Annotated in this window: 12 protein-coding genes and 1 riboswitch; of the genes, 6 read left to right on the top strand and 6 right to left on the bottom strand. The window is 63.2% G+C overall.

The window, feature by feature from the left end; translation table 11 throughout:
* Window positions 1-170: 170 nt before the first annotated feature.
* The 5 genes from BDD21_RS02715 to BDD21_RS02695 all read right to left on the bottom strand — a co-directional run bounded on the left by BDD21_RS02715 (window position 171) and on the right by BDD21_RS02695 (window position 4,815).
* Window positions 171-383, bottom strand: coding sequence for a type II toxin-antitoxin system HicA family toxin (locus BDD21_RS02715; RefSeq protein ID WP_120795838.1), 213 nt, complete (start codon window positions 381-383; stop codon window positions 171-173).
* Window positions 380-586, bottom strand: coding sequence for a type II toxin-antitoxin system HicB family antitoxin (locus tag BDD21_RS02710; protein WP_120795837.1), 207 nt, complete (start codon window positions 584-586; stop codon window positions 380-382). Before BDD21_RS02710 ends, BDD21_RS02715 begins: the two co-directional genes overlap by 4 nt.
* Before the next feature lie 93 nt (window positions 587-679).
* Window positions 680-1,681 carry a type I glyceraldehyde-3-phosphate dehydrogenase gene (gene gap / locus BDD21_RS02705; protein ID WP_120795836.1) on the bottom strand — a complete coding sequence of 334 codons (1,002 nt, stop codon included), beginning with the start codon at window positions 1,679-1,681 and terminating at the stop codon, window positions 680-682.
* A gap of 207 nt (window positions 1,682-1,888) precedes the next feature.
* Window positions 1,889-3,895, bottom strand: coding sequence for a transketolase (gene tkt / locus BDD21_RS02700; RefSeq protein WP_120795835.1), 2,007 nt, complete (start codon window positions 3,893-3,895; stop codon window positions 1,889-1,891).
* A 362-nt stretch (window positions 3,896-4,257) separates the two neighbouring features.
* The gene (locus BDD21_RS02695; RefSeq protein ID WP_120795834.1) at window positions 4,258-4,815 is read right to left on the bottom strand and encodes a thioredoxin family protein; all 558 of its coding nucleotides are present in this window, start codon (window positions 4,813-4,815) and stop codon (window positions 4,258-4,260) included.
* A 207-nt stretch (window positions 4,816-5,022) separates the two neighbouring features.
* On the opposite strand from BDD21_RS02695, the gene metK reads away from it, so the two are divergent.
* The 6 genes from metK to BDD21_RS02665 all read left to right on the top strand — a co-directional run bounded on the left by metK (window position 5,023) and on the right by BDD21_RS02665 (window position 13,544).
* Window positions 5,023-6,213 carry a methionine adenosyltransferase gene (gene metK / locus BDD21_RS02690; protein WP_120795833.1) on the top strand — a complete coding sequence of 397 codons (1,191 nt, stop codon included), beginning with the start codon at window positions 5,023-5,025 and terminating at the stop codon, window positions 6,211-6,213.
* A gap of 40 nt (window positions 6,214-6,253) precedes the next feature.
* Window positions 6,254-6,339, top strand: a riboswitch (S-adenosyl-L-homocysteine riboswitch).
* 21 nt (window positions 6,340-6,360) lie between these two features.
* Complete coding sequence (gene ahcY, locus BDD21_RS02685; RefSeq protein WP_120799705.1) at window positions 6,361-7,767, top strand: adenosylhomocysteinase; 1,407 nt, start codon at window positions 6,361-6,363, stop codon at window positions 7,765-7,767.
* A 380-nt stretch (window positions 7,768-8,147) separates the two neighbouring features.
* A complete protein-coding gene (gene metF / locus BDD21_RS02680; protein WP_120795832.1) occupies window positions 8,148-9,011 on the top strand; it encodes a methylenetetrahydrofolate reductase [NAD(P)H] in 864 nt (287 codons plus the stop codon).
* A gap of 808 nt (window positions 9,012-9,819) precedes the next feature.
* Window positions 9,820-10,245: a sulfur globule family protein gene (locus tag BDD21_RS02675; protein WP_120795831.1), complete on the top strand. Its 426-nt coding sequence runs from the start codon at window positions 9,820-9,822 to the stop codon at window positions 10,243-10,245.
* Window positions 10,246-10,467: 222 nt separating this feature from the next.
* Window positions 10,468-11,247 (top strand): hypothetical protein, encoded by a 780-nt coding sequence (locus BDD21_RS02670; RefSeq protein ID WP_120795830.1) that lies wholly within the window; start codon window positions 10,468-10,470, stop codon window positions 11,245-11,247.
* A 98-nt stretch (window positions 11,248-11,345) separates the two neighbouring features.
* Window positions 11,346-13,544 carry a sodium-translocating pyrophosphatase gene (locus tag BDD21_RS02665; protein WP_120795829.1) on the top strand — a complete coding sequence of 733 codons (2,199 nt, stop codon included), beginning with the start codon at window positions 11,346-11,348 and terminating at the stop codon, window positions 13,542-13,544.
* A 250-nt stretch (window positions 13,545-13,794) separates the two neighbouring features.
* Here the strand turns inward: BDD21_RS02665 and BDD21_RS02660 are convergent, their stop codons facing one another.
* Window positions 13,795-14,115 (bottom strand): hypothetical protein, encoded by a 321-nt coding sequence (locus BDD21_RS02660; RefSeq protein ID WP_120795828.1) that lies wholly within the window; start codon window positions 14,113-14,115, stop codon window positions 13,795-13,797.
* Window positions 14,116-14,133 lie beyond the last annotated feature (18 nt).

The raw sequence follows: 14,133 nt of genomic DNA, 5'->3' as shown, positions 1-14,133 counted from the left end.
TCCGGGATAAGGCAGTCGATTACATTAATATCAATGGCGGTCCAGGCTTGCTTCGAAACAACGATCAGTCTGAGTCAATAACTTGCTCGCGCAACCGTTGCCCGCGGAGAGACCGCGGAAACGCCAGGGCCGATCTTATTGCGAGGGTAGACAAATCGAGACGACACCACTCAAATATCCTCCGGGGTCAACCCCGTGTGCTTCGCAACCCGAGCGAGCATTCGGGGACCGATGGTCTCGCCATCATGAAACGCGAAGACATAGTCCGGCCAACCAGCCCGCGACAAGGTTCGATGGGAGCCCGATTGACGCTTGATACTCCAACCGATGCCCATCAAGGCGGAGAGGAGTCTTCTGCCTTTGACCGAAGGCCATTGACTCATGCCGCAGCTAGATCGATGCGGATGGCCATGGGGCGGGTTTCGCCGACTTCGATCTGCTCCGCGAGCACGCGAAGCGCGAGTACCTCCGCTTTCGCCATGGCTTCTTCGGCGTCTTTGCCGTAAGCAAGCGCGCCCGGGATTTCGGGAATCTCGGCGATCCAGCGGCCGTCCTCTTCTTGCTCCGATTCGATATGGAAGTGCATGGATTCTCCGGTTGCGACTCGGCCGTCTCGGTCCGCTCCAATACGTTCGTTCCCACGCAATGCGTGGGAACGAACCAATTGTGTCGACGACGCTTACTTCGAAACGTGCTCCACCATCCGCAGCATGTTGCAGGTGTAGCCGTACTCGTTGTCGTACCAGGCGACGACCTTCACGAAGGTCGGGTCCAGCGCGATTCCTGCCTCGGAGTCGAAAACGGACGGTGTCGGGCAGCCGCGGAAATCGGTGGAAACAACCTTTTCATCGGTGTAACCCAGCACGCCGACCAGGTCGCCCGACTCGGACGCCGTCTTCATGGCCGCGCAGATGTCGGCATAGCTGGCCTCTTTGGTCAGCTCGACGGTCAGGTCCACGACGGAGACGTCGGAGGTGGGCACGCGGAAGGCCATGCCGGTCAGCTTGCCGTTGAGCTCGGGCATCACCTTGCCGGCCGCTTTGGCCGCGCCGGTGGAGGAGGGGATGATGTTCTCCAGGATGCCGCGACCGCCGCGCCAGTCCTTCATGGAGGGGCCGTCGACCGTTTTCTGGGTCGCGGTGGCGGCGTGTACCGTGGTCATGAGGCCGCGCTTGATGCCCCAGTTGTCGTGCAGCACCTTGGCGACCGGTGCAAGACAGTTGGTGGTGCAGGACGCGGCGGAGATGATCTCCTGTCCGGCATAGGTCTTGTGGTTCACACCGTAGACGAACATCGGCGTGGCGTCCTTCGAGGGCGCGCTCTGCACGACCTTCTTGGCGCCGGCTTCGAGGTGCTTGCGGCAGGAGGCATCGTCGAGGAAGAAACCGGTGCATTCGATGACCAGCTCGGCGCCGACGTCACCCCACTTGAGGTTGGCCGGATCACGCTCGGCGGTCAGACGGATGCTCTTGCCGTTGACGATCATGGTGTTGCCGTCGACGGCAATGTCGCCCTTGAAGTTACCGTGGACCGAATCGTACTTCAACATGTAGGCCAGATACTCGGGATCGAGCAGGTCGTTGATGGCGACAACCTCGATGCCCGGGAAATCCTTCGCGATTGCGCGAAATGCCATACGACCGATACGACCGAAACCATTGATGCCGACTTTAAGTGTCATTGAGAGAAACTCCTCTGAGCGAATAAAAACGATCGGGGCTCCGGGCTTGCTTGCCCGATGCGGAATGGTCGGGAGACCGAAGGCTCGAGCCCGAAAACGAACGCGTGATCGGCGTGCGGGCTGCTGCGCCGACAGGCCGATACGGCGCAACGCCGGCCGCCGAACGACTGATCGTCAGGCGGCCGATGCGCGAGACAGCCGGCTAGATCAGAGCACGCTCCGGACCTTGGCGACCAGATTCTCGACGGTGAACCCGAACTCCTTGAAGAGCGGGCCGGCAGGCGCCGACTCGCCGAAGCGGTCGACACCCAGGATTGCGCCCTGGTGACCGACATATTTCCACCAGCCGTCCGTGACCGCTGCTTCGACCGCGACGCGGGCGGTGACGGCCTTGGGCAGAACCGATTCGCGATAGGCGGCATCCTGCGCGTCGAAGGTGTTGGTGGACGGCATGGACACCACGCGGATGGCCTTCTCGGACATGGCTTCCGCGGCCTTCACGGCCAGCTCGACCTCCGAGCCGGTGGCGATGATGATCGCATCCGGGGTGCCGGCGCAGTCGCGCAGCACATAACCGCCGCGCGCGATGGCGGCGAGCTGCTCCGGGGTCCGGCTCATGTGCGCGAGGTTCTGGCGCGAGAAGATCAGGCAGCTCGGGCCGGTGCGCCGCTCGATGGCGAGCTTCCAGGACACTGCCGACTCGACCGCATCGCACGGACGCCAGACGCTCATGTTCGGGATCATGCGCAGCGTGGGGATCTGCTCGACCGGCTGATGAGTCGGGCCGTCCTCGCCCAGACCAATGGAGTCATGGGTGTAGACGAAGATCGACGGGATCTTCATGAGTGCGGCCATGCGCAGGGCATTGCGGGCGTACTCGGAGAACATCAGGAAGGTCGCGCCGTACGGCACGAAACCTCCGTGGAGCGCGATGCCGTTCAGCATGGCCGACATGCCGAATTCACGCACGCCGTAATAGACATAGTTGCCGGGCGCGTCGCCCTTGCCGATGCCCTTGCAGCCCTTCCAGAGGGTCAGGTTGGAGCCGGCGAGGTCCGCGGAGCCGCCGAGCAGCTCGGGCAGGAGCGGGCCGAAGCCGTTGAGCGCGTTCTGCGAGGCCTTGCGCGAGGCGATGGTCTCGCCCTTCTCCACCACGGCGGCGATGAAGGCATCCGACTGCGCCGCCCAATCGCTCGGAAGATCGCCCGCCATGCGGCGCTTGAACTCGGCGGCCTCTGTCGGGAATTTCGCGGCGTACGCGGCAAAGCGGTCGTTCCACGCAGACTCGGCCGAGGCGCCGCGCTCCCTGGCGTCCCAACCCTGATAGACCGCGTCCGGGATGACGAAGGGCGGATGGTTCCAGCCCAGCGCCTCGCGGGTGAGGGCAATCTCCTCCTCGCCGAGCGCCGCGCCGTGACACTCTTCCTTACCCTGCTTGTTCGGCGAGCCGTAACCGATGATGGTCTGACAGCAGATCAGGCTCGGACGGTCGGTGATCTCTCGGGCGGTTTCGATGGCGGCCTTCACGGCCTCCGGGTCATGGCCGTCGACCTTGGGGATGACATGCCATCCGTACGCCTCGAATCGCTTGGGCGTATTGTCGAGGAACCAGGCCGGGGTGTCGCCGTGGCCGCGAACCTCGCCGTCGATCGAGATGTTGTTGTCGTCGTAGACCGCGATCAGCTTGCCCAGTCCCAAGGCGCCGGCCAGCGAGCATGCCTCGTGCGAGATGCCTTCCATCAGGCAGCCGTCGCCCAGGAACACATAGGTGTAGTGGTCGACGATATCGTGGCCGGGCTTATTGAACTGAGCGGCCAGCGCCTTCTCGGCCAGTGCCATGCCGACGGCATTGGTGATGCCCTGACCGAGCGGGCCGGTGGTGGTTTCCACGCCCGGGGCATAGCCGTACTCGGGATGTCCGGGCGTCCTGGAGTGAAGCTGGCGAAACTGCTTGAGGTCCTCGATCCCGAGCTCATATCCGGTCAGATGCAGGAGGGCGTAGATCAGCATGGAGCCGTGGCCGTTCGAGAGGACAAAGCGGTCGCGGTCCGGCCAGTCCGGGTTGCCCGGATTGTGCGTCATGAAGTCGTTCCAGAGCACCTCGGCGATGTCGGCCATGCCCATCGGCGCGCCCGGGTGACCCGAATTGGCCTTCTGGACCGCGTCCATCGCGAGCGCTCGTATGGCATTGGCAAGATCTTTACGTGAGGACATCAGTCCCTCCTAAGGTTCGGAATCAATGGTCAATCGGTCAAGCGTGCCGCGAGTCACAACCGCCGATTCGATCGGCGGTGGGCGCATGACGGAAGGTGGCACGGCGTCGGAATGCAGTGTGCAAGGCAAGCGGCCGAAGCGATCACGACGTCGTTCGGCAGTGTCTCGCGTGCGCGAACGAGATGGCCGGGTCGAAACCCTTTCGAAGGTGCGTCATTGTGGACGAAGAGCGCCGACCCGCAAATCAAAACAAACTTATACCGTCAAAAAGGAAGTTATTAGTTCCTAATATTAAGAATTGCGCGAGGAAATGACCAGGATTTTCGACCGCCTTTTTTCGCGATGAGGCGTTCGGCCTGCGCTCACGCCGTCTTCCACTTGATGGAGCAACCGACGCTCGGGATCTGCTCCGCCGGACCTTTACCGGTGTGAGCGACCTGCGACATGGCCGCGTGAAGGTCGCGTGCGGTGTCTTCCGGGGCCGTCTCCTTGCGACTGGCATCGAGGCGTCCGCGGTACTGCAGCTCGAGCGCGGCGTTGTAGCCGAAAAAGTCGGGCGTGCAGACCGCACCGTACGCCTTGGCGACTGCTTGGGTGTCGTCGAGCAAATAAGGAAAGGGGAAGCTCAGCGTCTCGGCGATCCGTTGCATATTTTCGAAGGAGTCTTCCGGATAGTCGCGGGTGTCGTTCGACATGACGGCGACGCAGCCGATGCCGATGGCCATCAGATCGCGCGCATCCCGAACGATGCGCTCGCGCACCGCCTTCACGTACGGGCAGTGGTTGCAGATGAACATCACGAGCAGTCCGCGCTCGCCGGCGCAGGCGTCGCGCGTCCAGATCCTGCCGTCGGTGCCGGGGAGCGCGAAATCCGGGGCAGGGCGCCCGAAGTCGCAAACGGGGGTTTCAAGGGATGCCATCAGAGATCTCCGAGTAAACGCCTAGGTCGGACCGGACATGTCCGCATGTTACCGTAAGGTTCGCGGTTTCAAAATCCTTGGCGGCGATGCGCAGCCCGGGCGGCGCGCGTATCCATCCCGCGGGTCGATTTTGCGGTTTTCCGTCGAATCGCTATCATATTGCAACCAGACACGCACCTCTTGGGGCAAAAGGCAGGCCATCGACATATGAGTAAGGACTATATCTTCACCTCCGAATCCGTCTCCGAGGGCCACCCGGACAAGATGGCGGACCAGATCTCCGACGCCGTGCTCGACGAGATCTTTCGCCGCGATCCGAACCACGCCAAGGCGCGCGTCGCCTGCGAGACGCTGGTCAAGACCGGATTCGTGGTGCTGGCCGGCGAGATCACGCTCACGGACGGGAACCTCAAGATCGACTACGAGAGCATCGTGCGCAAGGTCGTCACCGATATCGGCTACAACGGCTCCGAGGTCGGTTTCGACGGGCAAACCTGCGGGGTTCTGGTCGCGCTCGGCGAGCAATCCAAGGATATCAACCAAGGCGTCGACCGCGAGAGCGAAGAGTCCCAGGGGGCCGGCGACCAAGGCATGATGTTCGGCTATGCCACGAACGAGACCGATCAGCTCATGCCGGCGGCGATCGATTACGCGCATCGCCTGGTCAAGCGCCAGGCCGAGGTCCGCAAGAACGGCACCCTGCCGTGGCTGCGTCCGGATGCCAAATCCCAGGTCACCTTCCGCTACGTCGACGGGAAGCCGGCTGCGGTGGAGGCCGTGGTGCTCTCGACCCAGCATAGCCCCGAGGTCAGCCAAAGTGTGCTGCACGAGGCGGTGATGGAGGAGATCATCAAGCCCGTGCTCGGCGGCACTGGCTGGATGAACGGCGAGACCAAGTATCACATCAACCCGACGGGGCAGTTCATCATCGGCGGTCCGGTCGGCGACTGCGGCCTGACCGGACGCAAGATCATCGTCGACACCTACGGCGGCATGGCGCGCCACGGCGGCGGTGCCTTCTCCGGCAAGGATCCCTCGAAGGTCGACCGCTCGGCCGCCTACGCCGGTCGTTATGTCGCAAAGAACATCGTCGCCGCGGGTCTTGCGGAGAAGTGCGAGGTTCAAGTGTCTTACGCCATCGGTGTTGCCGAGCCGACGTCTCTGTCCATCGACACCTTCGGGACAGCCAACATCAGCGAGCATCGCATCATCGAGCTGATCCGTGAGCACTTCGATCTGCGTCCCTACGGAATTACCCGCATGTTGGATCTCACCAACCGCGACCTGATCAAGTACCGCGACACGGCCGCCTACGGTCACTTCGGGCGTTCGGAGCCGGGCTTCACCTGGGAGCGCACGGACAAGGCCGAGATGCTGCGCGAAGCGGCCGGGATTTAACACCCATGACCGATTTGGATTGATCTTCCTTTTTCACCTCGCTACCGAGGAGCGTTGCGACCCGGGCCATCGGAGCCCGGGCCAGGCTCGGCGGCGGGGTCGACACGACAACGGCGCTCACTCACGATTCATCAGGAGCTGATAACCATGAGTGAGTTTACCGACTATAAGGTTGCCGACATTTCACTGGCCGATTTCGGTCGGAAGGAAATGGACATCGCCGAGACCGAGATGCCGGGGCTGATGGCCTTGCGCGAGCAGTTCGGCACGTCCAAACCCCTCGCCGGAGCGCGCATCACCGGCAGTCTGCACATGACCATCCAGACCGCCGTGCTGATCGAGACGCTGGTTGCGCTCGGCGCCGAGATCCGCTGGTGCTCATGCAACATCTTCTCGACCCAGGATCACGCCGCCGCCGCCATTGCCGCGGCCGGCATCCCGGTCTATGCCTGGAAGGGCGAGACACTGGACGAGTACTGGTGGTGCACCGAGCAGGTCCTGAACTGGCCCGACGGCGGTGGCCCGAACATGATCCTCGACGACGGCGGCGACGCCACCCTGATCGTCCACAAGGGTGTGGAGTACGAAAAGGCCGGCGCCATCCCGGCACCCAAGGCCGACGACAACGAGGAATGGCAGTCCATCCTCGGGCTGCTTGCGCGTACCTTCGCGCGCAACCCCAAACATTGGCACGGCATCGCCGAGGGCATCCGCGGCGTCACCGAGGAGACGACCACCGGCGTGCATCGTCTCTATCAGATGTTCCGTGACGGGCAACTCCTCTTCCCCGCCATGAACGTCAACGATTCGGTGACCAAATCGAAGTTCGACAACCTCTACGGCTGCCGCGAGTCGTTGGTGGATGCGATCAAGCGCGCCACCGACGTCATGATCGCCGGCAAGATCGCCTTGGTCTGCGGCTACGGCGACGTCGGCAAGGGTTCCGCGGCATCGCTGCGGGGTCTGGGCGCGACCGTCTGGATCACCGAGGTCGATCCCATCTGCGCGTTGCAGGCCGCGATGGAAGGCTATCGCGTCGTCACCATCGAGGATGTCGTCGGTATGATCGACATCTTCGTCACCGCGACCGGCAACACCGATATCATCACACACGATCACATGGTCGCCATGAAGAACCAGGCGATCGTCTGCAACATCGGCCATTTCGACAACGAGATCCAGGTTCAGTCGCTGAAGCAGTACGAGTGGGTCAACATCAAGCCGCAGGTCGATCAGATCATCTTCCCGGACGGGCATCGCATCACCCTGCTGGCCGAAGGGCGGCTGGTCAACCTGGGCTGCGCGACCGGGCACCCGAGCTTCGTGATGTCCAACAGCTTCACCAATCAGGTGCTGGCTCAGATCGAGATCTTCACCAAGCCCGAAGAGTATCCGATCGGCGTCTATGTGCTTCCCAAGCATCTGGACGAGGACGTTGCACGTCTGCATCTGGGCAAGATCGGCGCGAAGCTCACGACCCTGTCGAAGGCGCAGGCCGATTACATCGGCGTGGCGGTCGAGGGGCCGTACAAGGCCGAGAACTACAGGTATTAAACCGCGCCCGCTGCGCCCCGGCGATGTTTGCGGGTTTCGCGAACTCGTGGGTCCTTCTAGGCGTTGGAGTCGGCGCGGTTTAAGTCTTTGAAGAAGAGCCTTGGATTGCGCCGTCTTCAGCCGCTTCGGGCTCCTGCCCCGTGAATCGAAGACGGCGACGGTGCCTGTCGTCGTCTCCGTCTGGATCTGCTCATGACATCGCTCGCCGGGGTCACGCCTATGTCGAGCACTTTGCGCTACCGGCGCGGAGCGCCCGGTCGGCGACGACGCCGTGCGCGGCGCTGCACATCCCAACCCATTCGCCGCCGGCTCGAAGCCACCGATCGCGTGTCGTGAGCCGCGCTGGAGGCTGGAGGCCGGAGGCCGGAGGCTCTAACGCCATGCCGCTCCAATCACAGCAAACCCCGACCTACAGCGTCGAACTCTTCCCACCCAAGACCCCGGAAGGGATGGAGAAGCTCAAGCTCGAGATCGCACAGCTCGACAGCGTCTCGCCGGGCTACTTCTCGGTGACCTACGGTGCCGGAGGATCGACGCGCGACCGCACCTTCGAGACTGTCGACTGGCTGCGCGGACACAACATCGAGACCGCGCCACACATCGCCTGTGTCGGCTCGGCACGGGCCGAGATCCGCGAGATCGTCGGTCGTTACCGAGAGCAGGGGATCCGACGTCTGGTCGCCTTGCGAGGGGATCTTCCCTCCGGCATGGGCGGGGGCACCGGCGGTGATTTCCGTTATGCCAACGAGCTGGTGTCCTTCATCCGGGAAGAGTTCGGGGACGCCTTCAAGATCGAGGTCGCGGCCTATCCCGAGTATCACCCGCAATCCGGGAGTCCCGAGCGCGATCTCGCCAACTTCAAGCGCAAGGTCCAGGCCGGTGCGGATGCCGCCATCACCCAGTACTTCTACAACCCGGATGCCTACTTCGCCTTCATCGAGAGCTGCGAGCGCGTCGGCGTCAGCCTGCCGATCATCCCCGGCATCATGCCCATCACCAATTTCACGCAGCTCGCACGCTTCTCCGACGCCTGCGGTGCCGAGATCCCGCGCTGGGTGCGGCGCCGACTCGAAGGTTACGGCGACGACGTGGAGAGTCTGCGGGCCTTCGGGCACGAGGTCGTGCTCAACCTCTGCCGTCGCCTGATCGACGGCGGTGCGCCCGGTCTGCACTTCTATACGATGAATCAGTCGGGTCCGACGCTGCGGCTTTGGAAGGATCTCGCACTTCCGCTCCCCGTCTGACCGCGACCGAGGCCGGGCCGTGCGGAGGACTCTCCGGATTCGAGGCGACGTCGGTGCGCGGATGTCCGCAAGACCGTGCATGCCCGGAAGACCTGTTGGGCCTGTAGGGGCGAATGAATTCGCCCCTACACCCCGGTAGATCCTTGTCCGGAAATCACCTTGAAGGACGCGTGACATCGCTCCGCGGTGTCACGCATGCCCCGTGGCGCTCTGCGCCAAGTGTCACTGTGGTCGCACTACGAATGAGGCACTCGTTCGGGACAGACGCCACTTTAGCCAACGTAATAAATAAGGTTTGTCACTCGGGGTTATGTCGCGATCCCGGTCGTGAGATGCGTCCTTGTCGTCGTGGAAGCTGCTGTTTTAGCTCGAATGCCGTGCTCGGTGGTGTCTCGCGTTCGTTGAGGAAAGGGGGCGCCGGTTTCGTCCGACGGACCTGGATCACGGCTCGGTCGACCTGCTCGGTGCCGTTTAATACGTTGCGTCGGCACGCCATCGACCCCTATACTCGATCTGCTTCTACCGGTAATGAGCGGCCCGGCTTCTTCGCAGGGCCAGCAGTTACTCCGATGGGCCGTCGAGCCCGCAACCTCCCCTTCTGCCCGGATTTGTGCAACACGGCAAATCGCGCCGGTCGGTTGTTTGCGCCCTGTTCACGGCTGACCTCGGAGCCCGGCCCAACCCCGAGAAGGTTCGGCCACCGGCTCCACATCAAGCCCGCAGTCGGAGGCTAGAGTATCCCCGGCTTCGGAGACCCCATTGCGGGCACGCCCGCGCTCAACGTTTCCTGATTAGAGGTAGGACGAACATGAATAAAACGATCAAGTTTGCAGGTCTTGCAGCCGTTGTCGCTCTGGCCGGCGCTTCCTTCTCGGCCAGCGCCTGGTGGGGCGGCCCGGGTTACGGCGGTCCCGGCGGCTACGGCGGTGGCCCCGGCTACGGTAGCGGTATGATGGACAACTTCGGCGACATGTTCGGTGACGGCACCGGTGATTTCAACATGAACATGAGCGGAAGCGGCCGTTCCTACGGACGCGGTCAGGGTCGTGGCTATGGCCGCGGTTATGGCGAGGGCTACGGCTACGGCGCGCCCGGCTATGGCTATGGTGCCCCCTACGGCGCGCCTGGCTATGGCTATGGTGCACCCTACGGCGGGCCGGGCTACGGCGCTCCTTACGGCGGCATGCCTGCCCCGATGGCCCCGATGGCTCCTCCTGCCGCTCCCGCACAATAAGGACGAATCAGTCGTCTAACGGTCTCTCGGCGCAAGCCGAGGCCGGAGTCGACTCGGATACAGGGACGTATCCACCCCCCCTTCAGCTCGACCTCTCCCTGCGTTGCTCTCGTTAACCTCGACCGATTCCTGATCTTCTCTCCACATCGCCTGCATTTATGGTGATAATTGAGAAACACCGGATCCGGTCGGACATCCGGGCACATCACGGCGAGGCTCGGCATGGTTGAAAAGCATCTGTATCTATCCCTGATCCCGCAGGCCCTGATCGCGTCGATGCTTGAGCCGGAGGCTTTCGGCAGCTATTACGCGGTTGGATCCAAGGCCCACGTAAAAGGCGAGGCGATCTTCTTCGAGGTCGATCCGGCGTTCCGCTCCGATGATTTCCCCTTCCATCTGGTGGACGAACGCTGCATCACCCAGCCGGATGGTGCGCCGAAACGCTCGGTCTATCTCTCGATTTACCGTGTCTTGTCGCGTATCCCGGTCTCCGCACTCGGCAGCCTCTATCTGGTGACGAACGACGGCAAGACGCTCGAGCTGCCGCGCTCGGTGTATCTCCCGGAACCCGGCGGTCGCCTCCATCTCTATCAAGAGTTTTGTCCCATTACCCCGATGGTCGCCAGCCGCTCGGAGCCGCACGACTTCTGCAACGCGATCACTGATCCGTCGCATCCGGTCCACGTGCCTCGCTTGGTCTTCTCCGAGCTGCGTATCGGCGAGCTTGCGACCGACCCGGAGAACGGCGCGGCCGACGATTTACCCTATTCGAACCTCGCCCATCTGCGCGACGTGCTCTACGAGCTGAAACACAACGACACCAAACCGAGCAAGCTGGTGCTCAAGCAGGTCAAGGAGGGCGTGCTCTATCGCATGGTCCAAGGCGGCTTCTACGTCGGCGACCAGACCGACTTTGCCTTCTACCGCTTCCCGGATCTCGACGCGCTCGAGAATCGTCATCGCGGCTGGTGGCGCTCGGCCCAGGTCACCGGGCTTGAGTGACCCGTCGTCCGCGACCCTCCTGAGTCCCCGACTCGGATCCTGCCCGACGCACCTCCGGCGGCGGGTTCTTTTGGCCTCCCACGTCCATTGGAATACCCATGAACGAGCCTGTCTTTTGGATCGCACCGATCGCCGCGCTGTTGGCGATGATCTATGCCCGGAAGTTTTTCAAGGAGATGCTCCGGCAGGACCAGGGAACCGCGTTGATGCAGGAGATCGGAGACCATGTGCGCCACGGCGCCATGGCGTATTTGCGCCAGCAGTACAAGATCATGTTCCTGGTGTTTTTGGTCCTGACCATCGTCTTCGGCGTACTCGCCTACTACTACCACGTCCAGAACCCCTGGCTGCCATTCACCTTCGTCTTCGGGGGCTTCTTCTCGGCGCTCGCCGGCTATTTCGGCATGCAGACCGCGACCCGTGCCTCCACGCGCACGGCCGCGGCCGCCCGGACCTCGCTCCCGGAGGCGCTGAAGATCGCGTTCCGAAGCGGTGCCGTCATGGGGTTGGTGGTGGTCGGGCTCGGGCTCGGCAACATCGTGGTTTGGTTCATCCTGGCCGACCTGCTGGTCCCGGACAGCGCAGCCGGAGAAGGGGTCCGCATGGTGCTGGTCACCACAACCATCCTGACGTTCGGCGTGGGTGCTTCGATGCAGGCCATGTTCGCGCGTGTCGGCGGCGGTATCTTCACCAAGGCTGCGGATGTGGGTGCCGATCTCGTCGGTAAGGTCGAGTCCGGCATCCCGGAGGACGACCCGCGCAATCCGGCCGTCATCGCGGACAACGTCGGGGACAACGTGGGCGATGTCGCCGGCATGGGAGCCGACCTGTTCGAGTCCTATTGCGGCTCGATTCTTGCCGCCTCCGCGCTCGGGGCGGCCGCCTATGTCCTGGACCCCACGCTCCAAATGAAGGCCGTGGTTGCGCCCATCGCCATTGCCGGCATCGGCATCCTGCTTTCGATCGTCGGGGTGTATCTGGTCAAGACCAAGGAGGGTGCGACCCAAAAGGATCTGCTCGGATCCCTCTCGCGCGGCATCAACGCCAGTGCGCTCATGATCGTCGTGGCCTCCGCGGGGTTGCTGCTGCTGCTCGGAATCCCGAACGTCTGGGGCATCTGGGGTGCGGTGGTGACCGGCCTGGTTACGGGTATCATCGTCGGACGCTCGACCGAGTATTCAACGTCGCCCAGCTACGGACCCACCCGGCTCATCGCGGCTCAGGCCGAAGGGGGACCGGCGACCTTGATCATCGCGGGTGTCGGCGTCGGGATGCTGTCCACCGCGATTCCGGTCCTGGCGGTCGGCACCGGGACCATGCTGGCTTTCCTCTTCGCCTCCGGATTCGATCTCACCCAGATGAACCTCGGTCTCTACGGCGTGGCCATCGCGGCGGTCGGGATGCTCTCCACGCTGGGTATCACGCTCGCCAGCGACGCCTACGGGCCGATCGCGGATAATGCCGGCGGCAACGCCGAGATGAGCGGTCTGGGTGCCGAGGTGCGGGCACGCACCGACGCGCTGGATTCGCTCGGCAACACGACGGCGGCGACCGGCAAGGGGTTCGCGATCGGCTCTGCGGCCTTGACCGCGCTCGCACTCATCGCCTCCTATATCGAGGTGATCCGTATCGAGCTGGTGAATGTCGGGCAGACGGTCCTGACGCTCGGCAACGGCGCGACCGTTGCGACGGCTCAGGCGACCCTGACCGATTTCATGACCTTCTTCAATGTCACCCTGCTCAATCCGACCGTCCTCGTGGGCCTGTTGATCGGCTCGATGGTCGCCTTTGTCTTCAGCGGATTGACGGTCCAGGCGGTCGGGCGCGCAGCCATCATGATGGTCGAAGAGGTGCGCCGGCAGTTTCGCGAAGATCCGGGCATCCTCCAGGGAACCTCCCAGCCGGATTACGAGCGCTGTGTCGCCATTTCCACCGTCGGAGCGCAGCGCGAGATGGTGCTGCCGGCACTCTTGGCGGTCATCGCGCCGGTCGTGGTGGGCCTGGTCTTGGGTGTCGCGGGCGTGATCGGCCTGCTGATGGGAGGGCTTGCGAGCGGCTTCGTGCTGGCGGTCTTTCTTTCGAATGCCGGCGGCGCTTGGGACAACGCCAAGAAATACATCGAGTCCGGCTATCACGGCGGCAAGAACTCGCGCGCACACCGGGCGTCCGTGATCGGCGACACGGTCGGCGATCCCTTCAAGGACACCTCCGGACCGAGCCTGAACATCCTGGTCAAGCTGATGAGCATCATGGCCATCGTGATGGCCGGGGTGACCGTGACCTACAGCCTGCTCTGAGCCCGGCTCGGGAGATCTGAGCAGGCGAGTTCCCGGGGAGGAGCGATCGTCTCGCAGGCGTGTGTCGTCGGGCCTCGCCCATCAACCCGGCCACGTTGCCAATCGCAGCGGTAGGGTGAACAAGCGGTAGCGCAGTCCACCAGCGGCGGTGCGGAGATCGGTGGACTTCGCTCTCGCTCGTCCACTCTACCGGCCGAGCTTATGTTATGAACACTGCCTTTCGTCGGGATATGAATTCCCGGACATCGCCTCAGTGGTGGTGGTAGAGATCGTCCAGCGGGCTTTCGTGGGCGAGAGGGGTGCCGAGCTCCGCCCAGGTGAAGAGATTGAAGGCGCGATGTCCGTTGTGGTCGAGCACCCGGAGGCTGTCCGACTCGGTAAACCCGTTCATGACCTTCTCGAAATGGCCCTTGTAGCGCTCTTGGGCCAGCTCCATCGGGATCTCGTAGGCGAGGAATTTCGGGATGCCTTTATCTTTCAGCCGTTCGAGCAGGTCGGGGTTCTCGAGCGAGTCATACGAGGTGACGATCACGATCGGACCGTTGCCGGTCACCAACATTGCGCATTTCATGGGGCTTCTCCACCAGAT

The sequence above is a fragment of the Thiocapsa rosea genome (assembly GCF_003634315.1).
Lineage (GTDB): Bacteria > Pseudomonadota > Gammaproteobacteria > Chromatiales > Chromatiaceae > Thiocapsa > Thiocapsa rosea.
This window is presented reverse-complemented; position numbering and strand designations above follow the sequence as displayed.